Genomic DNA, 21,947 nt, shown 5'->3' on the forward strand with positions numbered 1-21,947 from the left:
CCACATCACGTATCGATATTCGATAGCTGCGTGATGGCACGGCACTTGCATTGCAGGCCTTGTCTCCCACCAATTTGGAAAGGTCTCCGATGCGCTCGTCTTCCGGTTTCTCCGTTTCCCGCCCCGCGCTCAAAACCATGGCCCTCGCTGTCGCCATGACCCTGGGCGGTGCCGCTGCCACCACCGCCATGGCGCAAGAAAAAGTCTTGCGCATTGCCATGACGGCGGGGGACATACCCCGCACCTCCGGCCAGCCCGACCAGGGTTTCGAAGGCAACCGCTTCACCGGCATTCCGCTGTACGACGCGCTGACCCAGTGGGATCTGACCAAGACCGACAAGCCCAGCGAAATGATCCCCGGCCTGGCCCTGTCCTGGGAAGTGGATGCCAAGGACAAGACCAAGTGGGTCTTCAAGCTGCGCCCCGGCGTCAAATTCCACGACGGCAGCTCCTTCAACGCCGATGCGGTGGTGTGGAACGTCAAGAAAGTGCTGGACAAGGAGGCCGAGCAGTTCGACCCCGCCCAGGTGGGTGTGACGGCATCGCGCATGCCCACGCTGCGCAGCGCCCGCAAGATCGACGACCTGACCGTGGAACTGACCACGTCCGAACCCGATGCCTTCCTGCCCATCAACCTGACCAATCTGTTCATGGCCTCGCCCGCACACTGGGCCAAGAAGCTGGCAGCAGTGCCCGCCTCGGTCACCGGCAAGGCCGAGCGCAGCAAGGCCGCATGGACCGCGTTTGCGGCCGATCCTTCCGGTTCCGGCCCATTCAAGGGCGCGCGCTTTGTGCCGCGCGAACGCTTTGAAATGGTGAAGAACACCGCCTACTGGGACCCCAAGCGCACGCCCACCATCGACAAGGTGGTGCTGCTGCCCCTGCCCGAGGCCAACTCCCGCACCGCCGCCCTGATGAGCGGCCAGGTGGACTGGATCGAAGCCCCCGCTCCCGATGCGCTGGATGCCATCAAGGGCCGCGGCTTCAAGGTCTATTCCAACCTGCAGCCGCACATCTGGCCCTGGCAGTTCTCGTTCGTGGAAGGCTCGCCCTGGCTGGACAAGCGCGTGCGCCATGCCGCCAATCTGTGCGTGGACCGCACCAGCATGAAGCAGCTGCTCAATGGCCAGATGGAACCGGCCACCGGCATGTTCGAGCCCGGCCACCCCTGGCGCGGCAAGCCCGGCTTCCAGATCAAGTACGACGTGAAGGCGGCACAGGCCTTGATGCAGCAGGCGGGCTACAGCGCCAGCAAGCCCATCAAGGTGAAGATCCAGACCTCCGCCTCCGGTTCGGGCCAGATGCAGCCGCTGCCGATGAACGAATTCATCCAGCAGAACCTCAAGCAGTGCTTCTTTGACGTGGAATTCGACGTGGTCGAGTGGAACACGCTGTTCTCCAGCTGGCGCATCGGCGCCAAGGACGCCAGCGCCAACAAGAGCAACGCCACCAACATCACCGCCGCCACCATGGACCCGTTCTTCGCCATGGTGCGTTTCGTCAGCACCAAGGCCTTCCCGCCGCTGTCCAACAACTGGGGCTTCTACAGCAACAAGCAGGTGGATGCCGTGGTGGACAAGGCGCGCACCACCTTCGATGCCAAGGAACGTGACAAGGCCCTGGCCGAGCTGCACACCCTGGTGGTCGATGAGGCACCGTTCCTGTTCGTGGCCCACGACGTCGGCCCGCGCGCCATGTCGGCCAAGGTGGGCAATGTGGTCCAGCCCCAAAGCTGGTTCATCGACATCGCCACCATGACGATGAAGTAAGCCCGTTCTGCGCGTGCGAGCGGGCGCGCAGACGCCGCCGCACGCTGTTGGTGGCAGGGCCGCAGGCCCTGGCCACGCCGGTGGCGGGCGGGTGCCAAACCCACCCACCCGCCAGTGCGAACCCGCATGGTCCGCTTCCTCCCACGAACCTCTCTCCCACCATGCTTGCCTACCTGCTGCGACGCATTCTCTACACCCTCCCCATCATGCTGGGCGTGGCCCTGCTGTGCTTTGCGCTGGTGCACCTGGCGCCCGGCGATCCGCTGGTCTCGGTGCTGCCGGCCGATGCCTCGGCCGAACTGCAGGCGCAGATGCGCGAGCTGTACGGCTTCAACCGCCCGCTGCCCGAGCAGTTTGCCCGCTGGGTGTGGCGTGCGCTGCAGGGCGATCTGGGCCAGTCCATCGCCACCAGCCGCCCCGTGGCCAGCGAGGTGATGACGGCCGTGGTCAACACCCTGCGCCTGGCCGTGGTGGCCACGCTGATCGGCTTTGTGCTGGGCAGCCTGTTCGGCTTTGTGGCCGGCTACTTCCGCAATTCCTGGGTGGACCGCGCCTGCTCCATGCTGTCGGTGCTGGGCGTGAGCGTGCCCCACTACTGGCTGGGCATGGTGATGGTCATCATCTTCTCGTCCCAGCTGATGTGGCTGCCGGCCACCGGCGCCGGACCGGGCGGTTCGGGTGACTGGGCCTGGGACTGGGAGCATGTGCAGTTCATGATCCTGCCGGCCATCACCATGTCGGTGATTCCGCTGGGCATCATCGCCCGCACCGTGCGTGCGCTGGTGGCGGAATTGCTGGACCAGGAATTCATCCTCGGCCTCAAGGCCAAGGGTCTGACGCACGTCGGCATCTTCCGCCATGTGCTGAAGAACGCCGCCCCCACCGCCCTGGCCGTGATGGGCCTGCAGCTGGGCTATCTGCTGGGCGGCTCCATCCTGATCGAGACCGTGTTCTCCTGGCCAGGTACCGGCTTTCTGCTGAACCAGGCCATCTTCCAGCGGGACCTGCCACTGCTGCAGGGCTCCATCCTGGTGCTGGCCGTGTTCTTCGTGCTGCTGAACCTCATCGTCGACGTGGTGCAGACCCTGCTCGACCCCCGCATCGCCCGCTGACCGCCACCTCGAGGAGTCCGTTCCATGACCAGCCTTTCCCTCCCCAACGACGCAGCGGCCCAGGTCCAGCCGCTGCCCGCGCAGCGCTCGCGCGGCTATTGGTCTTCGGTGCTGCAGCGCCTGTTGCACGACCCGGTCGCCATGGGTGCGGCCGCCGTCATCCTGCTGCTGGTGATCGTGGCCATTCTGTCGCCGTGGATCGTCCCTTCCGATCCCTATGCCGCCTCCATGCTCAAGCGCCTCAAGCCCATCGGCACCGAAGGCCTGCCGCTGGGCAGCGATGAGCTGGGCCGCGACCTGCTGTCGCGCCTGATGGTGGGTGCACGCCTGTCGCTGTTCATGGGCATCACCCCAGTGCTGATGGCCTTTGTGATCGGCGCCGGCATCGGCATCCTGGCGGGCTACGCCGGGGGCCGCACCAACACCGTGATCATGCGCACCATCGATGTGTTCTACGCCTTCCCCTCGGTGCTGCTGGCGATTGCACTGTCCGGGGCGCTGGGCGCCGGCATCTTCAACTCGCTGGTGTCGCTGACCATCGTGTTCATTCCGCAGATTGCCCGGGTGGCCGAAAGCGTCACCGCCCAGGCGCGCAACCGCGACTACGTGGAAGCCGCCCGCGCCACCGGCGCCCACCCGTTCACCATCGTGCGCGTGCATGTGCTGGGCAATGTGCTGGGGCCGATCTTTGTCTATTCCACCAGCCTGATTGCGGTGTCGATGATCCTGGCCTCCGGCCTGTCGTTCCTGGGCCTGGGCGTGAAGCCGCCGGAGCCGGAATGGGGGCTGATGCTCAATACGCTGCGCACCGCCATCTACACCCAGCCCTGGGTGGCGGCCCTGCCCGGTCTGATGATCTTCATCACCTCGATCTCGTTCAATCTTCTGTCCGACGGCCTGCGTTCCGCCATGGACAACAAGGGGTAAGCCATGCCTTTGACCCAAGCAATGCCCGATGTGGGCGGCCCCGCCCAGCCCCTGCTCACCGTGCGTGGCCTGACCAAGCATTTCCCACTGAAGAATGGTGCCACCGTGCGCGCCGTGGACGGGGTGGATTTTGAGGTGCTCAAGGGCGAGACCCTGGGCGTGGTCGGTGAATCCGGCTGCGGCAAATCCACCACGGCACGCCTGCTGATGCACCTGATGGATCCCACCAAGGGCGAACTGATTTTTGACGGCCGCACCGTGGGCTCCCGCGACCTGCCGCTGAAGGAGTTCCGCCGCCAGGTGCAGATGGTGTTCCAGGACAGCTATGCCTCGCTGAACCCGCGGCTGACCATCGAAGACTCCATCGCCTTCGGCCCCCAGGTGCACGGGGTGTCGCGCAAGGAGGCCGTGGCCCGCGCCCACCACCTGATGGACCGCGTGGGCCTGGCGCCGGCCCGCTTTGCCGAGCGCTACCCGCACGAGCTGTCCGGCGGACAGCGCCAGCGCATCAACATCGCCCGTGCGCTGGCACTGCAGCCGCGCATGGTGATCCTGGACGAGGCCGTCTCCGCCCTGGACAAATCGGTGGAAGCACAGGTGCTGAACCTGCTGGCCGAGCTGAAGCGCGAATTCGGCCTGACCTATGTCTTCATCAGCCACGACCTGGGCGTGGTGCACTACATCAGCGACCGCGTGATGGTGATGTACCTGGGCCAGGTGGCGGAGATCGGCCCGTCCGATGCGCTGTTTGCCGAACCTGCCCACCCCTACACCAAGGCGCTACTGTCGTCCGTGCCCAGCATGGACCCCGCCCACCGCACCCAGCAGGCGCCGCTGGCAGGCGATCCGCCCAATCCCATCAACCCACCCAGCGGCTGCCGCTTTCACCCCCGCTGCCCCAAGGCCGATGCGGTGTGCGCGCAGCTGGTGCCCGGCATCACCCAGGTGCAGCTGCACCACAGCGCGCGCTGCCTGGTGCACGAGCCCGGCAGCGGCCATCCGCTGGCCCCGGCGGCCGGCTGCATTCCTTTGGCTGCTTGATGGAAAGGCACGCAATGAGCACCCCCACCCCCTCCACCGCCCCTGTGGTGGCGATTGAAGACCTGAACATCCAGTTCACCGGCGGCAAGAAACCGGTGCAGGCCGTCAGCGGCGTGAGCCTGTCCGTTCGCCCGGGCGAAGCCGTGGCGCTGATCGGCGAATCGGGCTCCGGCAAGAGCGTGACCTTGCGCACCCTGCTGCGCCTGCATCCCGAGCGCAAGACCACCATGAAGGGCAAGGTGCAGGTGGCCGGCCACGATGTGCTGGCCCTGCAGGGCAAGGCGCTGAACGACTTTCGCGGCAAGACCTGCGCCATGATTTTTCAGGACCCGCTGCTGGCCCTGGACCCGGTCTATCCGGTGGGCGCACAGATTGTGGAAGCCATCCGCCGCCACGAACCCGGCGTGCGCAAGGCCGAAGCGGAGCAACGCGCGCTGCAGTTGTTCCAGCGCGTGAGCATTCCCAGCCCGGAACAACGCCTGAAGGCCTACCCGCACGAGATGTCGGGCGGCATGCGCCAGCGCGCCATGATTGCCCTGGCCCTGGCCTGCAATCCGCAGGTGCTGCTCGCGGACGAACCCACCACCGCACTGGACGCCACGGTGCAGATCCAGGTACTGCTGCTGCTGCGCGAGCTGCAACGCGAGCTGGGCCTGGGTGTGATCTTTGTGACGCACGACATCGGCGCCGCCGTGGAAGTGGCCGACCGCATTGCCGTGATGTATGCCGGCCGCATCGTGGAAGAAGGCACGGCCGAACAGCTGATCCGCAGCCCGCGCCACCCCTACACCATGGCACTGCTGCAAAGCCGCTCGCACGGGGCCATGGAACGTGGCCAGCCCCTGCAGACCATTGGCGGCGCACCGCCCGACCTGACCGCCATTCCACCCGGATGCGCTTTTGCACCACGCTGCCGCCTGGCACAGGATGCCTGCCTGCAGGCCGTACCCAGCCCGGTCACGCTGGCGCCCGGTCACATCGCCCGCTGCATCCGCACCGATGCCTCGGCCGCGCTGGCGCCCCAACTGCTGGCGGCCTGACGCGCGTTGACGCCGCAGGTGCTGCCCCGTGCGTGTCCCTATGGGCTCTGCATGCGCCATGCAGGTGAATCCCTGGAGACCCTGGCCCGCAGCGCCTGCTCGCACGCACCACTCCCCCCTGTCCTTCCACGAGACTTGCCATGCCCTTGAACGACCCTGCACACGCTTTTGTTCCCTACCCCGATGTGCCCGTGCCCCACGCCGGCACCGGCCCCCTGAGCGGTCTGTATTTCGGTGTCAAAGACCTGTTTGATGTGGCCGGCTACCCCACCGGTGGCGGCAACCCGCTGGTGCTGGCCATGTCGGGCACCAAGACCGCCAACGCCCCCACGGTGCAGAAGCTGCTGGATGCCGGCGCCGCACTGGCCGGCAAGACGGTGACGGACGAGCTGGCGTTCTCCATGAACGGCAACAACGCCCATTTTGGCGCCCCGCTGAACGGCGCAGCACCCGATCGCATCACCGGCGGCTCGTCGTCCGGTTCGGCCTCGGCCGTGTCCAGCAGGCTGTGCGACTTTGCGCTGGGCACCGACACCGGCGGCTCCGTGCGCGCACCGGCCAGCCACTGCGGCCTGTACGGCATCCGCCCCACGCACGGCCGCGTCAGCCTGGCGTCGGCCCTGGCCCTGTGCCACAGCCTGGACACCTGCGGCTGGTTCGCCCGCGACGCCCACAGCTTTGCCCGCGTGGCCGATGTGCTGCTGGAGGCGGACACCGCCCCGCTGCCGGCCGCGCCCCGCCTGCTGTCGCCCACCGATGTCTGGGGCCTGATCGCCCCCGCCGTGCGCCCGGCCTGGGACGGCGCGCTGCAGCAGATCGCACGCACCTTCGGCCCCAGCGCCGACACCGGCGTGGTGCTGGAATCGTTCGATGCCATGTACTGGGCCTTCCGCTACGTGCAGGGCCGCGAAGCCTGGATGACCGATGGTGCTTTCATTGAGCGCTACGCCCCCGTGCTGGGTCCCGGCGTGAAGGAGCGCTTTGCATGGTCCAAAGACGTGACCGATGCCCAGTTCGTCCAGGCCAGCCAGTTCCGCGAACGCTTCCGTCAGCACCTGGCCGCTCTGCTGGGCGATGACGGCGTGCTGGTGCTGCCCACCATGCCCGACATTGCTCCGCTGCGCTCCGCCGATGAGGCGTCGCTGGAGGCCTACCGCAACAACGCCGTGCAGATGCTGTGCATTGCCGGCCTGTCCGGCTTCCCCCAGATCTCGCTGCCGCTGGCCGGGCGCGAGGGGGCGCCGCTGGGCATCTCGCTGCTGGGACCGAAGGGTAGCGACCGCAGCCTGATCGCGATGGCGGAAAAGCTGGCGCAGGCCTGAATCCGGCGCAACGGAGCAGCTCCCGACACCATCGCGGGATGTGAAGCAGACCGGCTCTGGCTGGTCTGCTGCGGGACCTGCCCGCAAGGCCCTTTCGGGCTCACTCACCGCTGTTGTGGGCCGCTGGGCGCCCATCTCTGCGGCATCCGCATGCGCGCCAGCCCGGCGCGCTGCGGGCCGGCGGCGGCCTTATTGCAGCAGAGCCACCGTCAGCGCGGGGTCCACCCCGCAGACATCGCAATCCACCTGCGCAGCGCGCCGCTCCACCACCGCAAAATCCCCGCCTTCCACGGCCAGCAGCGCGTGGTGCCATGTACCCGGTGCCAGCACCACCCCCTGGCGGCCATCGGTGATGAAAGCATGTAGATCGGCTGCCTGCGGTGCCGGGCCCGGACGGGCCACGACCACCACAAAGCGCTGCGTGCCCAGCGGAACAAAGGTCTGGCTGCCCAGGGCATGGCGCTCCATCTCCACCACCTGCAGCGGAAACTGCCGCGCCTGGGCACGGAACAGGGCCAGTGTGGGCACGCCGCCATCGGCGGTGAGCTGCAGATCGGCCAGCAGGTCATAGCGCCGGGCATTGCCGCTGTTGATGCTGCGCTGCGGCAGCGTTGCGGCTTGGCCGTCCACCGCCACGACCTGGCCAAAAGGGGCAAAGGCGGCAGGGGTCAGCGGCTGCGCCGCCAGCACCAGATCGGAGTTGATGGAAACAGCGGCAGAGGCCGTGGAAGAAAAGGAAGGGCTGTACATGCTGTTCCCCAAGCAATTGCAATGCCGGGTACCACTTGTCCACAAGCGCGGGGCGCCATGGCGCGTGGTCGCGCGTGAAAAGACTTTTTCACCCTGCACCGTCGCCACCACAAGGCCCAGGTACGCCGCAGCGAATGGTGGGTTCCAGCGCGCCGCCGTTGCAAAACGCTTTTCAGCCGTGGCCACCTCGACCATCGGCGTGGCCTTGCTGCGGCAAGGCTTACTTGGGCGCACCCAGGCGCTGCTTGTCACCTTCGCCCTGTCCATCCGAGATGGCCGCCGCCTGGCCCGCAGCAGGGTTCACGGCACCCCCTTCATCCCTGGGGCCTTCGCTCTTGGGCGCCGCTTCGGTGGCCGTGGCCTGGGGCAAGGCTGCCAACGGCGGCAGCGGGGCACGCAAGGCATCGGGTTTGGAGGGCGGCAACACGCTGTGGTCGGTGACGATGGGGTCACCAAACAGCGGTTTGCTGGGGATGGGCTGGTCAAAGTGCGTGGGGGCGGCCATGGGAAAGGCGTTGCCGGCATGCGCGTCCGGCTGGGGGCTGCAGGCGGCCAGCAGGGCGGCGGCGCAGACGGTAGTCATCACGAAGCGGGTGGACATAGAGGGCTTTCCTTTCCGGCCCCGGCAGGAGCCTGATCCGCCAGCATGCGCGCCTAGGCCGCTGCGGTCTGTAGGTCCAGGCCCTCAGGTGCGGCCTCCTGGCCATCCCGTGCTGTCTGCCGGGGGCCTCTGCGGATGGAGGCCCTGCGGCGCATACGCCACCGGCGCAGATGTAAAAAAGGAGCGGCCCGTACGGGCCGCACCGATATCGGAAGCGAGAACAGTGCGCCCACGAGGCCGCCGGCACCCATGCGGTACCCGGCCTGGGAGGGGCTTACTCCAGCGTGATCTTGGCGGTCTTGATCACTTCGCGCCACTTGCCCACTTCGCTGTTCAGGAACGCGGTGGAAGCCTTGGGATCCAGGCCCGAGGGCAGCACGCCACCGGCGTCCAGCTTGGCCTTCACGTCGGCATCGCTCAGGGCCTTGGCGATTTCCTTGTACAGGCGGTCGATGATGGGCTGGGGCGTGCCGGCAGGCACAGCGGCCATGAACCAGGCGTCGGCCGTGAAGCCCTTCAGGCCGGCCTCGGTGGTGGTGGGCACATCGGGCATGGAAGGCAGGCGCGTATCGTGGGCCACAGCCAGGGCGCGCACATTGCCGGCCTTGAGCTGCGAATTGATGGTGACGGCGGTCAGGAAGCCAAAGTCTGTCTCGCCCGCCACCAGCGACACCACGGACGGGGCGCTGCCCTTGTACGGCACATGCGTGACCTTGACCTTGGACTGGATGGCGTAGAGCTCGCCGCCCATGTGGTTGGGGCCGCCGGTGCCCGACGAGGGGTAGTTCAGCTTGCCGGGGTTGGCCTTGGCGGCGGCCGTCAGGTCGGCCAGGGATTTCAGCGGGCTGTTGGCCCCCACCGTCAGCACCAGCGGGCTGCGGCCCACCAGGCTGACCGGGGCAAGGTCCTTGAGCGGGTTGTAGGGCAGCTTGGGGTACAGGCCGGGGGCCATGGACATGCCGCCCACATCACCCAGCACCAGGGTGTAGCCGTCGGCCGGCGACTTGGCGACGCGGTCCACGCCGATGGTGCCGTTGGCACCCGGCTTGTTTTCCACCACCACCGAGACGTTCATGCTCTCGCTCATCTTCTGGGCCAGCAGACGGCCCACGATGTCGGTGGAGCCGCCGGCCGAGAACGGGATCACCAGCGTGATGGGCTTGCTGGGGTAGTCCGCAGCGTGCACGGCAGGCGATGCCAGGGCGGCCACAGCGGCGGCCAGCCCGCACAGGGCGCGGACCGGGGAAATGGCGGCAAGACGGGAGAGCGATGTCGTCATCAGAACCTCTAATGCTGGTTTAGTGAAATTGAATTGCGCGCAGCATAGCCGCAAAAAGTGCCGGCCTGGACAAGGCGCAGTCAGGTTATGCGTTTTATTTATTCAAACCACCTGTTTTTTGCATTGATTTACTGCATGGTAGGTGAAGTAGTTTCTCTTTTCAGAGGGAGATGGCCCTGATATTTTTGATAGCGCCCAGCCTACAATGCCTCTTCAATTCCACTATTCGCCCCGATTGCACAGTGCCGCCATGGCGGCGGCCTGCCGAGGGCGAGAGATACCTCTGAAGTTTGGAGACGCTCGATGTCTGACGCCAAGGCCCCGACCCTGACCGATAAACGCGCCCTGCTGCGCCAGGCCGCCCTCGAATACCACGAGTTTCCCAAGCCCGGCAAGCTGCAGATTGCAGCCACCAAGCCCATGGCCAACCAGCGCGACCTGGCGCTGGCCTATTCGCCCGGCGTGGCGGCGCCCTGCGAGGAAATCGTCAAGGACCCTTCCACGGCCTTCAAGTACACCGGCCGCGGCAACCTGGTGGGTGTGATCTCCAACGGCACGGCCGTGCTGGGCCTGGGTGACATTGGCGCGCTGGCGTCCAAGCCGGTGATGGAAGGCAAGGCCGTCCTGTTCAAGAAGTTCGCCGGCGTCGATGTGTTCGACATCGAAATCAACGAAAAAGACCCGCAAAAGCTGGTCGAAGTGATCGCGGCCCTGGAGCCCACGTTCGGCGCGCTGAACCTGGAAGACATCAAGGCGCCCGAATGCTTCTACGTGGAGCGCGAGCTGCGCAAGCGCATGAACATTCCCGTCTTCCACGACGACCAGCACGGCACGGCCATCACGGTGGCCGCCGCCATGGTCAATGCGCTGAAGGTGGCGGGCAAGAAGATCGAAGAGATCAAGCTGGTGGCATCGGGCGCCGGTGCTGCTGCCCTGGCCTGCCTGAACCTGCTGCTGGAAGTGGGCCTCAAGCGCGAGAACGTGTTCGTCACCGACATCGCCGGCGTGGTCTACGAAGGCCGCACCGAGCTGATGGACGAGGACAAGGCCCTGTTCGCCCAGAAGACCGATCTGCGCACCCTGGGCCAGGTGATCGAAGGCGCGGACGCCTTCCTGGGCCTGTCCGCCGGCGGCGTGCTCAAGCAGGACATGGTGCAGAAGATGGCGGCCAAGCCCATCATCTTCGCGCTGGCCAACCCCAACCCCGAAATCATTCCCGAAGATGTGAAGGCGGTGCGCGACGACGCCATCATCGCCACCGGCCGCACGGACTACCCCAACCAGGTGAACAACGTCCTGTGCTTCCCGTACATCTTCCGCGGCGCGCTAGACTGCGGCGCCACCACCATCACCACCGAGATGGAAATTGCGGCCGTGCACGCCATCGCCGCACTGGCCGAGGCCGAGCAGTCCGAAGAAGTGGCCGCCGCCTATGTGGGCCAGGAGCTCACCTTCGGTCCGGAATACCTGATTCCCAAGCCTTTCGATCCGCGCCTGATGCTGATCGTGGCGCCCGCCGTGGCCCAGGCTGCCGCCGACTGCGGCGTGGCCCAGCGCCCCATCCAGGACATGGATGCCTACCGTGAGCACCTGAAGACCTTTGTCTATGCCTCGGGCTCGGTGATGAAGCCCATCTTCACCGTCGCCAAGAAGGCTGCCAAGAAGCGCGTGGCCTACGCCGAGGGCGAGGACGAACGCATCCTGCGCGCATGCCAGATCGTGGTGGACGAGCGCATCGCCCGCCCCACGCTGATCGGCCGCCCGGCCATCATTGCCCAGCGCGTCGAGAAGTTCGGCCTGCGCCTGAAGGAAGGCCTTGACTACGACGTGGTCAACGTGGAGCACGACGACCGCTACCGGGACTTCTGGCAGACCTACCACCGCATGACCGAGCGCAAAGGCGTGACCGAAGCCATTGCCAAGATCGAGATGCGCCGCCGCCTGACGCTGATCGGCTCCATGATGCTGGAAAAAGGCCAGGTCGACGGCCTGATCTGCGGCACCTGGAACAACACCGCCATCCACCTGCACTACATCGACCAGGTGATCGGCAAGCGTGCCGGCGCCACCACCTACGCCTGCATGAACGGCCTGCTGCTGCCGGACCGCCAGGTGTTCCTGGTGGACACCCACGTCAACTACGACCCCTCGGCCGAGCAACTGGCCGAGATCACCATCATGGCGGCCGAAGAAATGAAGCGCTTCGGCATCCACCCCAAGGTGGCGCTGCTGAGCCATTCCAACTTCGGCTCCAGCAACCAGCCCAGCGCGCTCAAGATGCGCGAGACGCTGGAGCTGCTGCGCATCCAGGCGCCCTGGCTGGAAGTGGACGGTGAGATGCACGGCGACGTGGCCATCGACAGCGAAGCCCGCAAGAAGCTGATGCCCCACAGCACGCTGACCGGCGATGCCAACCTGCTGGTGCTGCCGAATATCGATGCGGCCAACATCTCCTACAACCTGCTCAAGCAGGTGGCAGGCGGCGGCATTGCCATCGGCCCGGTGCTGCTGGGCGCAGCCCAGCCGGTGCATGTGCTGACCCCCAGCACCACGGTGCGCCGCATCGTCAACATGACCGCCCTGACGGTGGCCGACGCCAACGCCGCACGCGGCTGAACGGCACGGCCCCATGGGGGCTGTGCTACACAAACTTTACATTGATACGGCGCAAGCGCCGGCCGGGGACGACCCGGCCGGCGCTTGCTTTTTGGGGGGCGCTGCGTCACACTTACGGGTCGAAATTTCGGGCAAACCCGGGTTTTGGAAGGTGTTTATCGATGTTCCAGGCGGTTGCCAATCACGCGTTGCGCACAGGTATGGCCGTGCTGCTGGGTGCAGCTTGCGCCCTGCCGGGCACGTCTGCATTCGCGCGCGGCACATGGGATGCGGCTGTGGATGCGCCTGGCATCGCGCTGCAGGAATTGCCCCCGCAGGGCCGCACCACCTACGCACTGATCCTGGAAGGCGGGCCGTTCCCGTATGACAAGGATGGCGCGGTGTTCGGCAACCGGGAGCGCGCCCTGCCTGCGAACCGGCGCGGCTATTACCGCGAATACACCGTCAAAACGCCCCGTTCCCGCGACCGAGGTGCACGCCGCATCGTCTGCGGCGGCCAGCAGCCGCAGCGACCCGATGCGTGCTACTACACCAGCGACCACTACAGCAGTTTCCGGAAGATCACGCCATGAGCTACCAGGACTTGGATTGGGACCGCCAGAGCAACGCCATGGGGAACTTCCTGGCCAGCCCGCCGTCCACCCCTGCATTGCAAAACCCCGCTTTCCTGGGGTTTGCACGAACAACAGAAAGTACCACGGAGATGGAAAAGCGCCCACTTCGTCCCGAGAACGATACCCCGCTGCGCGGGGTGCGCAGCAACATCGTGCAGTCGATCCGGGCCTTCCACATCCCCGATCTGCAGAAAGCTGCGGCCACGCTGGGCCAGCATTTCCTGTACGCCAATCTGGCCCACGCCCAGAACAAGCCCGACATCCTGGAGCTGATTTCCACCCAGTTCCACTTCCCTGCGCATTTCGGCAAGAACTTCGATGCGCTGTACGACTGCCTGACCGACCCCATCCACAAGGCCGGCCCGCAGCCGGGCTTCATCCTGGTGCTGGACCAGATCCCCACCACCACCAAGTTCGACAAGGAAGCGCGCGAGCAGTTTCTGGACTGCTTCCGCGATGCGGCCGAGTACTGGGCCGAGCGCAAGATCGCCTTCCGCTGCTTCTACTCCTTCCTGTAAGCGCCGCAGCACCAGCCCCCATGCAAAACGCCCGGTCACACCGGGCGTTTTCATGTCGTGCCTCTGCCGGGCTCTATGCGCGGGGCATGCCGCCGGCCCACAGGGGCCGCCGTGCTGTCAGGACAGGGCGGCCGACAGGGCTTCGTACTCCCGCACCGGCACTTCCTCGGCGCGGCGCTGCAGGTCGAAGTCGCCCGCAAAGCCTTTTTCCTCCAGCCACTTGCCCAGGGTGTTGCGCAGGATCTTGCGGCGCTGGCTGAAGGCCACACGCACCAGTTCCTCCAGCAGCTGCGGGTTCAGCGCCGCAGGCTCGGCCTTGGGCACCATGCGCACCACGGCGCTGTTGACCTTGGGCGGCGGGTCAAAGCTCTCCGGCGGCACGAACAGCACGTTTTCCATGGCGTAACGCCACTGCAGCATCACGGACAGGCGCCCGTAGTCGGACGAACCGGCATCGGCCACCATGCGGTCGATCACCTCTTTCTGCAGCATGAAATGCTGGTCCTGCACCACGTCCACGCAGTCCATCAGGTGGAACAGGATGGGCGACGAGATGTTGTAGGGCAGATTGCCCACCACGCGCAGCCTGGGCACGCCCAGGCGCTGGGCCAGCGCCCGGAAATCCACCTTCAGCACATCGCTCTCGACCACGTCCAGCTCGGGCCGCAGACGCAGGCGCACGGCCAGGTCACGGTCCAGCTCGATGACGGTGATCTTGCCCAGGCGCTCCACCAGGGGCTGGGTCAGCGCCATCAGGCCGGGGCCGATCTCCACCACCGGCTCGCCGGCCTGGGGGTGGATGGCATCCACGATGGCGTCGATGATGCCGTGGTCGGTCAGAAAGTTCTGGCCAAAGCGCTTGCGGGGAATATGTTTCATGCCAAGCAAAAGCGGTGCCTCAGCACCGCTCGGTAAGAAAAAGAAAGGGGCACAGCCGGAATGATGGCACTCCCGCTGTGCCGACGGGGGCACAGGGGCATACCGCCACCCGTGCACCCCTGTCCGCCGCGCTTACTGCGGCGGCTCGCGGTATTCCACATAGGTGCGGCCACGCAGCTCCTGCAGCCAGGTGTCGTAGTCTTTTTCGGTCTTCTGGGCCTTGACCACATCGCGCAGCATCTCGCGCTGCTCACGCTGGCTCAGCGCGGCCTGGCGGCGTTCCACCAGCTGGATCAGGTGCACGCCAAAGCGCGAGACCACGGGGGGGCTGATTTCGCCGGGCTGCAGACGCTCCAGCACCTGCTCGAACTCGGGCACATAGCGGCCCGGGCCGGCCCAGCCCAGATCGCCGCCCTGGGCGGCACTGCCGTCCTGCGAATACTGGCGCGCCAACGCCTCGAAACTGGCGTTGCCCTGGAGGATGCGGTTGCGCAGCTCGGCCAGGCGCTCGGCCGCTTCCCGCTCGTCCATCTGTGCGGAGGTGCGCAGCAGAATGTGGCGGGCATGGTTCTGCGCCACCACCATGGGGACGCCATCGGAGCTCTTGTCGATCACCTTCAGCACGTGGAAACCGGCTGGAGAGCGCACCGGCCCCACCACGCTGCCCACCGCCGCGCTGCGCACGGACTGCACAAACAGTTCGGGATAGCGGTCGGCCGGACGCAGGCCCAGGATGGGCGTTGTCTTGACATCGGAGAAGCGCTGGGCGGCTGCCTCGAAATCGCCGCTGCGGGCCGCCTGTGCGGCTTCCTCGGCACGTGCCTTGAGCTGCGCCACCTGCGCTTCGGAGGCGCCTTCGGGCACGGCCACCAGGATGTGGCCCAGGTTCAGTGCCGCCACGGTGGCATCCGTCTGCCCGGTCTTGCTGCGCTGCTCGCGCAGGTAGCGGTCGATGTCCTGCTCGCTGACCTTGACCCGGTTGTCCACTTCCCGCTCCCGCAGGCGCTGCAGCGTCATCTGGTTGCGCAGCTCGTCGCGGAACTTGGCTTCGGCGATGCCTTCCTTCTTCAGCTCGCGCAGCAGCTGGGCCTTGCTGATGCTGTTGTTGCGGGCCACGGCCTCCATGCCCTGGTCCACCGCGTAGTCATCGACCTTGATGCCGATTTCCTTGGCGTACTGGATCTGGGCTTTTTCCAGAATCAGACGCTCCAGCACCTCGCGGGCCAGCTGTGCCTGGGGCGGACGCTGACCGCCTTCCTTGGCCAGGCTGTCCTCGACCCGTGCCATGCGGGCACGCACCTCGTTGTTGGTCACCGGCTCGGAATTGACCACCGCCACGATGTAATCCGCCGAGCGCAGCCCCTGCGCAGCCGCTTCACGGCGCAATTCGGGCGTCTGGGTTTGCTCCAGTGCGCGGGACATGCCCGGCGCACCGCTGGCACGCAGTCCCTGGGCCGAAGCACCCATGCCGGCCAAGGCCGACAGACACAGAACACTGGCGGACACCGCATGGCGCGGCAATGCAGAAAATCGCATGGAACGGATCATGGAAATCAATCGTAATTGCTGAAGCGGCTGGCAACAGAGTCGGTTCCGTCACGCAGGCCGCGGTAACGCGGAATCTGGTCTTTGAGGCTTTGCAGGGGATCGTTGCCCAGGCTCAGGCGCGAGAAGCCCACGAACTCGACCTGGAACATCAGCTTGGTCGCCGAGGAGCGGATGCTGTTCTGGTGGCGTTCCACCAGCACACGGCCAATCCAGCAGCAGCTGTCGTACTCGAAGCCGACCACGGTGTCGATCATCTTGTTGTCCTGCATGCTGTAGTTCATCCGGCCCACGGTGTACCAGCGGCCCTCGCCCGGCAGGTTGCGGCGTGCTGGCGGGGTGAAGTCCCCCCCCAGCAGCGCGGCCACCGGCCACTGCCAGCCCACATCCACCTGTTCGCTGGAGCCCCGCTGCATGCGGTATGCCATGCTGATGGTCCGGTAGGGTCCCGGGCTGTAGCGGGCGCTGACCGTGGAGCGGGTGCTGCGGTTGGTGTCCTGGTTGTACTGCACCGTGCTGTCGAACGCCCAGCGCTGGTTCCAGTTGAAACCGGCTCCCAGCAGCAGGTCCGACAGGCTTTCGGTGCCCTGCACCTCGCCTGGCAGGGTCACGCGCTGGTCCTTGAAGCGCATGCGCTGGGCAATCCCCAGGCGCACCGCTTCCGCACCGGTCTGGCGGTCCAGCCAGCGGGTAGTGAGACCCATAGTCAGCACATTGTTGTCGGCAATGCGGTCCTGGCCCACATAGCTGTTCTCCATGAAGATGGAGGCGAAGTTGAAGTCCGAACGCGCCGTGTCATAGACCGGCAGCATGGACTGGTCGCGGTACGGCGTGTAGGCATAGAAGGCCCGCGGCTCCAGCGTCTGCACGTAATCCTTGCCGAAGAACGTGGTGTCGCGCTCGAACACCAGCCCGCTGTCCAGGCTGAAAGTGGGCAGGGTGCGCTGGAAGCTGGTCTGGCCATTGATGACCGTGTTGTCCAGCTGGTAGCTGGCGGTGTGGATCTGCACCTTGGGCTTGATGAACCAGCCCGGCGCCAGGAAGGAGCGGCTCAGCTGGGCCAGGGCATAGCTGCGCTGGCCATTCCAGATGTGGTTGCTGCCATCGAGGTTGTGGGCGCGAAAACGCGTGGTGTCGGCTTCCCAGCTGAAATCCAGCCCGCCGGGCAGATCGTAGGGGGTGTAGCGCCACACCAGCTGCGGCATGCGGTCAAAGGGCGGCACGATGGGCGAATCCACCTGCTGCTGCACCTGCCACTGCTGCATCACCAGCGTCACGCTGTGGTCGTTGCGCCCCCAGCTCAGGACGCCGGTGCTGGGCACCAGCCGCTCGCGCAGCAGCTTGCTGGCCCGGGTGAAATCGCGCCAGTAATTGCCATCGCTGACGCGGTTCACGTCAAAGCTCAGACCCAGGCCGCCGATCGGGGAATCGAAGGACTGGCGGTGCTTCCAGGAATAGCCCCAGCGGTCCCGGTCGCGCAGCTTGTCCTCGGGCATGGCTTCCAGCGTCAGCTCGCCACTGTATTTCGGCTCCAGATAGCGGAATTCCCCGGCCAGCCCCAGGCCGCGCTTGCTCATCACTGTAGGGGTGAGGATGGCATCGCGGTTGGGCGCCAGATTCCAGTAATACGGCTGGGCATATTCCATGCCGTTGACGCTGTCGATGCCGATGCTGGGCGGCAGCAGACCGGATTTGCGCTTGTCCGACAACGGAAAGCTCACCGCAGGCACCGGCAGCACCGGCACCCCCTTGAACTCCAGCACTGCGTCCTTGGCATAGCCCACTTCTTCCGCGCGGTCTAGCTGGATGGTCTTGGCACGCAGCACCCAGTCGGGCTCCCAGCTGGCGGAATCGTCGCGCAGGCAGGTGGTGTAGGTGGCATCGTGCACGACAGAGCGGTCACGGTCGATGAAGTCCACCCGCGAGGCATCGCCATGCGCCTGGGTCTGCAGAAACTGGTAGCTGGCGTCGTTGAACTGGCCCTGGAAGGCGTCCACATGCAGCTTGAGCGCCGTGCCCTGGTACACATCCCCGCCCTTGTTGATGTGCACACTGCCTTCGGCGTCGACCAGATCCTCGGCCACGGAGTAGTCCACGCGGTCGGCGCGCACCACCATATCGCCCTTGCGCAGCTCGGCATTGCCACTGACCTGGGCCCGCACGTCGGCCTGGCCGGTCACATGGTCACCGCGCACATAGGAGGGCAGCTGGTCCTCGACGGTCGAGGGCAGCTTTTCCAGTAGCTGGCTACTGGGCTTGAGCTGCAGCGGCGGCAGATCACCGCCGCCGTCCGGGGGCGCGGTCTGCGCCCAGGCGCCGGAACAGGCCAGCAGGGCAGCGGCCGCCAGCGGACGCACAACGGCACCACGCGGTGGGGCGCACCGGGATGTCACGGAGAGGGCTGGGGGCAGCAAACGGGCAGACACGTTCAATGGTGGGCGAAGAAAAATCCGGAGGCACCCGGCTGGTGCCGGACGGTTTGTAGAATCCGATTATCCATGAGCGATTCCATCTCCCCCATTTCCAGCGTGGTATGGGCCGATCCGGCCCGCGAACACGCCTTCCAGACCTGGCTGACGCCATTGGCTGTCCAGCATGGGCTGGAGCTGTCCACCCTGCGCCCGGCTTCGGCCGATGCAAGCTTTCGCCGCTATCTGCGCCTTGACCGCAGCGCAGGCGGCAGCCTGATCGTCATGGACGCACCGCCGGACAAGGAGAACTGTACCCCTTTCGTCCAGGTGCAAGGCCTGATGCAGCAATCCGGCCTGAACGTGCCGACCATCCTGGACTGGAACCAGCCCGACGGCTTCATGCTGCTCTCCGACATGGGCAGCCGCACGCTGATCGAGGTGCTGGACCCCGCCCGGCCCCAGGATGCCGAACTCTGGTACCGCCACGCCGTGGACCTGCTGCTGCAGTGGCAGCAGGCCTCCCGGCCCGGCGTGCTGCCGGCGTACGACGAGGCCCTTCTGCGCCGCGAGCTGCAGCTCTTCCCCGACTGGTATATCGCCCAGCACCGCCAGGTCACGCTGGACGACAAGCAGCAGGCCGTGCTGGCCAAGGCGTTCGACCAGATCGTGGCGCACAATCTGCAGGCACCCAGTGTCTATGTGCACCGGGACTTCATGGCACGCAATCTGATGCTGCCCAGCGACCCCACCCAGGCGCTGGCCGTGCTCGACTTCCAGGACGCGGTCTACGGCCCCGTCACCTATGACATTGCCAGCCTGCTGCGCGATGCCTTCCTGACCTGGGAAGAGGACTTTGTCATCGACATTACCGTGCGTTACTGGGAAAAAGCGCGCCGCTCGGGATTGATCGGCGCCAGGAGCGCCTCCGGCTGGGGCGATGACTTCGGCGAGTTCTACCGCGCCGTCGAATGGATGGGCCTGCAGCGCCACCTGAAGGTGGCTGGCATCTTTGCCCGGCTCACATTGCGCGACGGCAAGCCCAAGTACCTGGCGGATACGCCGCGCTTCATCCACTACATCCGCACCACCTGCAGCCGCTACCGCGAGCTGGCGCCGCTGCTGCGTCTGGTCGACCAGATCGAAGGCATCCAGGCCCAGGTCGGCTATGCCTACGGCCGGATGTGATCCCCGGCTTGCACCGCGCCCTCTGCACCTGCAGCGCCAGTTTCCGTGGCCCCCCATCTGACACTGGCCGCACCTCCTCTTCACCCGTTTCCTTCTTGCCAGCACCCACCGCATGCCGCGCTTTCACTGCCCCCTGCCGCTGACCGCCGGCGCCGAACTGGACCTGCCCGCCGGCGCCGCCCGCCATGTGCAGGTGCTGCGCATGCAGCCCGGCCACACCATCACCCTGTTCGACGGCAGCGGCGACGGCGAATGGAGCGCCACCATCCTGCAGATGGGCCGCAGCACGGTGCAGGTGCGTGTGGAGGCCTTCCACGCCACGGCGCGCGAAGCATCCCGCCCGGTGCACCTGCTGGCCGGGATCACCGCCAACGAGCGCATGGACTGGCTGGTGGAAAAAGCCACCGAAATCGGCGTGGTCAGCATCACCCCGCTGCTGGCCGAACGCAGCGTGCTCAAGCTCAAGGGCGAGCGCGGTGATAAAAAACGCAGTCACTGGCAGGCCGTGGCCGTGGCCGCCTGCGAGCAATGCGGTGGCAACCGCGTGCCCGCCATTCACCCGGCGATGACCCTGGCCGAATGGACCGCCGCCCACCCGCAGGCAGACTCCGCAGACACGCAGCGCGTGCTGCTCTCGCTGGCCGACGGCACACGCCCGCTGCTGCAGGCCGTGGCGGCCGGCCAGACACCGGTCCTGTTCCTGTCCGGCCCCGAAGGCGGCCTGTCTCCGGCCGAAGAGGCCCTGGCCCGCGCCCAGGGCTTTGCCCCGGTCACGCTGGGCCCGCGTGTGCTGCGCGCCGAAACCGCCCCCATCATGGCGCTGTCCGCACTGGTATTGGGTTGAACCCGCAAACGACCGTTCGTCGTGTCAACGTGGTAATTTTTGCCTGCGGCTCTGTCCAAGAGACGACATTTTCCTAGAATCCGGAAACATTTATTTACAACCGGACCCCTGCGCAGGTTACCCTCCGGCGCAGCCCAGAAGGAAAGCTGCCGTGACATCCGCCACCGAGCCGCCTTCGCAGACGGCCCGCATACGGCGCTGGCTGCTGTCGGACGATCCGCACATCCGCACCCACACGGCCATGTCCGGCCTGGCCCTGGTGCTGATGGCGTGCTGCGTTGGCTTGCTGCTCTGGCTGGCCCTGAACAGCCACACCCCCCTGTCCTGGGTCGTCAGCTGGAGCCTGGTGTCGCTGGGGGGCCTGCTGGCAGCCACCCTGGCCATCCGCCTGGGCTGGACACGCCGCCTGAACGACCCCTCCCTGACCCTGCCGCAGATGCTCTGGGCCATCACCAGCGCTGCTGTGGCCTATCTGGTGGTGGCCGATGCCCGCGACATGCTGCCCTGCATGGTGGCCATGGTGCTGCTGTTCGGTTCGCTGGGCCTGCGCATGCGCCAGATCGTGGGCATCACCGTGTACGCCTTTGTGGCCACCAGCACCGCCATGGTGCTGGCCCCCCGGCTGCTGAACCAGCCGGTGTCGGTGGTCGACGCCGCCCACGCCGTCATGCTGGCTGTGGTGCTGCTGGCCTGCATGGGGGTCAGCCTGCGTCTGCATTCCCTGCGCAGCCGGCTCCAGCAGCAGCGGCTTGCCTTGTCGCGGGCCCTGGAGGAACACCGGGCCCTGGCCTCGCGCGATGCGCTGACGGGCCTGCTCAACCGCCGCTCCATGCTGGAGCTGCTGGAGCTGGAACAGCGCCGCTGCGTGCGGGGCCAGCGCAGCATGGCCTTGGCCGTGCTGGACATTGACCACTTCAAACGCATCAACGACAACTACGGCCACGCCGTCGGCGACCGTGCGCTGCAGGCCTTTGCCCACACCGTGCGCCACACCGTGCGCGGCGGCGATGTGCTGGCCCGCTGGGGCGGCGAAGAATTCGTGCTGCTGCTGGGGGATGTGAACGACAACGCCGCCCTCAGCCTGCTGCAGCGCATTGGCCAGGCCGTTTCCCAGGCCGTGGTGGCCGATGCGCCCGAAGGCCTGCGCATGACCGTCTCGACCGGCCTGACCGTGCACCTGCCCGGCGAATCGGTCGAAGCCACGCTGGAGCGCGCCGACCAGGCCCTCTACCGTGCCAAGCACCAGGGGCGCAACTGCGTGGTGCTGGCCGACCTGCAGGCACCGCCGCCGCCCCCTCATCCGCCACCGCCGCTGGCCCCGGCCGGATTGACGGCCGGCCCCGCGGTGCCACCGCAGACAGCGGCCTCCCTCCACTGACCCCTACCCCCGTGAAGAGCGCGCAGGTCTGCTCCAGGCCACGGAACGCCGGCACATCCCGCGCGCGGTGGCCATCCTGCGCTACGCTGTGCGGTTTGGACGGCCCCGTATCCCGG

At 66.6% G+C, this 21,947-nt stretch carries 18 protein-coding genes; 12 read left to right on the top strand and 6 right to left on the bottom strand.

Going from position 1 to position 21,947, the window contains the following annotated elements; all coding sequences use genetic code 11:
* Positions 1–89 precede the first annotated feature (89 nt).
* The 6 genes from KW830_RS11540 to KW830_RS11565 all read left to right on the top strand — a co-directional run bounded on the left by KW830_RS11540 (position 90) and on the right by KW830_RS11565 (position 7,211).
* A complete protein-coding gene (locus KW830_RS11540) occupies positions 90–1,769 on the top strand; it encodes an ABC transporter substrate-binding protein (protein WP_218333252.1) in 1,680 nt (559 codons plus the stop codon).
* Between the two features lie 161 nt (positions 1,770–1,930).
* Positions 1,931–2,881, top strand: a complete 951-nt coding sequence (locus KW830_RS11545; protein WP_218333253.1) for an ABC transporter permease — start codon at positions 1,931–1,933, stop codon at positions 2,879–2,881.
* Between the two features lie 24 nt (positions 2,882–2,905).
* On the top strand, positions 2,906–3,808 hold the full coding sequence (locus KW830_RS11550; protein ID WP_066538253.1) for an ABC transporter permease: 903 nt from the start codon (positions 2,906–2,908) through the stop codon (positions 3,806–3,808).
* Between the two features lie 3 nt (positions 3,809–3,811).
* Positions 3,812–4,849 carry an ABC transporter ATP-binding protein gene (locus tag KW830_RS11555; protein WP_066538257.1) on the top strand — a complete coding sequence of 346 codons (1,038 nt, stop codon included), beginning with the start codon at positions 3,812–3,814 and terminating at the stop codon, positions 4,847–4,849.
* A gap of 14 nt (positions 4,850–4,863) precedes the next feature.
* Complete coding sequence (locus KW830_RS11560) at positions 4,864–5,889, top strand: ABC transporter ATP-binding protein (protein WP_218333254.1); 1,026 nt, start codon at positions 4,864–4,866, stop codon at positions 5,887–5,889.
* A gap of 140 nt (positions 5,890–6,029) precedes the next feature.
* Entirely contained in the window at positions 6,030–7,211 is a 1,182-nt protein-coding gene (locus KW830_RS11565) for an amidase (RefSeq protein ID WP_218333255.1), read from the top strand.
* Between the two features lie 189 nt (positions 7,212–7,400).
* Here KW830_RS11565 and KW830_RS11570 read toward each other — a convergent pair whose 3' ends face one another.
* The 3 genes from KW830_RS11570 to KW830_RS11580 form a co-directional block, all read right to left on the bottom strand.
* Positions 7,401–7,961, bottom strand: a complete 561-nt coding sequence (locus KW830_RS11570) for an ureidoglycolate lyase (RefSeq protein WP_218333256.1) — start codon at positions 7,959–7,961, stop codon at positions 7,401–7,403.
* Positions 7,962–8,181: 220 nt separating this feature from the next.
* On the bottom strand, positions 8,182–8,562 hold the full coding sequence (locus KW830_RS11575; RefSeq protein ID WP_218333257.1) for a hypothetical protein: 381 nt from the start codon (positions 8,560–8,562) through the stop codon (positions 8,182–8,184).
* 274 nt (positions 8,563–8,836) lie between these two features.
* Complete coding sequence (locus tag KW830_RS11580; RefSeq protein WP_218333258.1) at positions 8,837–9,841, bottom strand: tripartite tricarboxylate transporter substrate binding protein; 1,005 nt, start codon at positions 9,839–9,841, stop codon at positions 8,837–8,839.
* A 303-nt stretch (positions 9,842–10,144) separates the two neighbouring features.
* Here KW830_RS11580 and KW830_RS11585 point away from each other — a divergent pair, with 303 nt between their 5' ends.
* The 3 genes from KW830_RS11585 to KW830_RS11595 all read left to right on the top strand — a co-directional run bounded on the left by KW830_RS11585 (position 10,145) and on the right by KW830_RS11595 (position 13,589).
* Positions 10,145–12,457 carry an NADP-dependent malic enzyme gene (locus KW830_RS11585; RefSeq protein WP_192334540.1) on the top strand — a complete coding sequence of 771 codons (2,313 nt, stop codon included), beginning with the start codon at positions 10,145–10,147 and terminating at the stop codon, positions 12,455–12,457.
* 161 nt (positions 12,458–12,618) lie between these two features.
* Positions 12,619–13,029 carry a ribonuclease domain-containing protein gene (locus KW830_RS11590; protein WP_218333259.1) on the top strand — a complete coding sequence of 137 codons (411 nt, stop codon included), beginning with the start codon at positions 12,619–12,621 and terminating at the stop codon, positions 13,027–13,029.
* A gap of 131 nt (positions 13,030–13,160) precedes the next feature.
* The gene (locus KW830_RS11595) at positions 13,161–13,589 is read left to right on the top strand and encodes a barstar family protein (RefSeq protein ID WP_066538426.1); all 429 of its coding nucleotides are present in this window, start codon (positions 13,161–13,163) and stop codon (positions 13,587–13,589) included.
* 117 nt (positions 13,590–13,706) lie between these two features.
* Here KW830_RS11595 and rsmA read toward each other — a convergent pair whose 3' ends face one another.
* The 3 genes from rsmA to KW830_RS11610 form a co-directional block, all read right to left on the bottom strand.
* Entirely contained in the window at positions 13,707–14,468 is a 762-nt protein-coding gene (gene rsmA / locus KW830_RS11600; protein WP_218333260.1) for a 16S rRNA (adenine(1518)-N(6)/adenine(1519)-N(6))-dimethyltransferase RsmA, read from the bottom strand.
* A 132-nt stretch (positions 14,469–14,600) separates the two neighbouring features.
* Positions 14,601–16,004, bottom strand: coding sequence for a peptidylprolyl isomerase (locus tag KW830_RS11605; protein ID WP_218333261.1), 1,404 nt, complete (start codon positions 16,002–16,004; stop codon positions 14,601–14,603).
* Positions 16,005–16,021: 17 nt separating this feature from the next.
* Positions 16,022–18,439 carry an LPS-assembly protein LptD gene (locus KW830_RS11610; protein WP_098066313.1) on the bottom strand — a complete coding sequence of 806 codons (2,418 nt, stop codon included), beginning with the start codon at positions 18,437–18,439 and terminating at the stop codon, positions 16,022–16,024.
* A gap of 72 nt (positions 18,440–18,511) precedes the next feature.
* Here KW830_RS11610 and KW830_RS11615 point away from each other — a divergent pair, with 72 nt between their 5' ends.
* From KW830_RS11615 to KW830_RS11625, 3 genes are all read left to right on the top strand, one after another.
* Positions 18,512–19,609: an aminoglycoside phosphotransferase family protein gene (locus KW830_RS11615; protein ID WP_218333262.1), complete on the top strand. Its 1,098-nt coding sequence runs from the start codon at positions 18,512–18,514 to the stop codon at positions 19,607–19,609.
* Positions 19,610–19,721: 112 nt separating this feature from the next.
* Entirely contained in the window at positions 19,722–20,453 is a 732-nt protein-coding gene (locus tag KW830_RS11620) for a 16S rRNA (uracil(1498)-N(3))-methyltransferase (RefSeq protein WP_066538294.1), read from the top strand.
* 151 nt (positions 20,454–20,604) lie between these two features.
* Positions 20,605–21,831, top strand: coding sequence for a GGDEF domain-containing protein (locus KW830_RS11625; RefSeq protein WP_272970280.1), 1,227 nt, complete (start codon positions 20,605–20,607; stop codon positions 21,829–21,831).
* The last annotated feature ends 116 nt before the right edge of the window (positions 21,832–21,947 follow it).

Source organism: Comamonas sp. CMM03 (assembly GCF_019218715.1).
Taxonomy (GTDB): Bacteria; Pseudomonadota; Gammaproteobacteria; order Burkholderiales; family Burkholderiaceae_C; genus Comamonas; species Comamonas terrigena.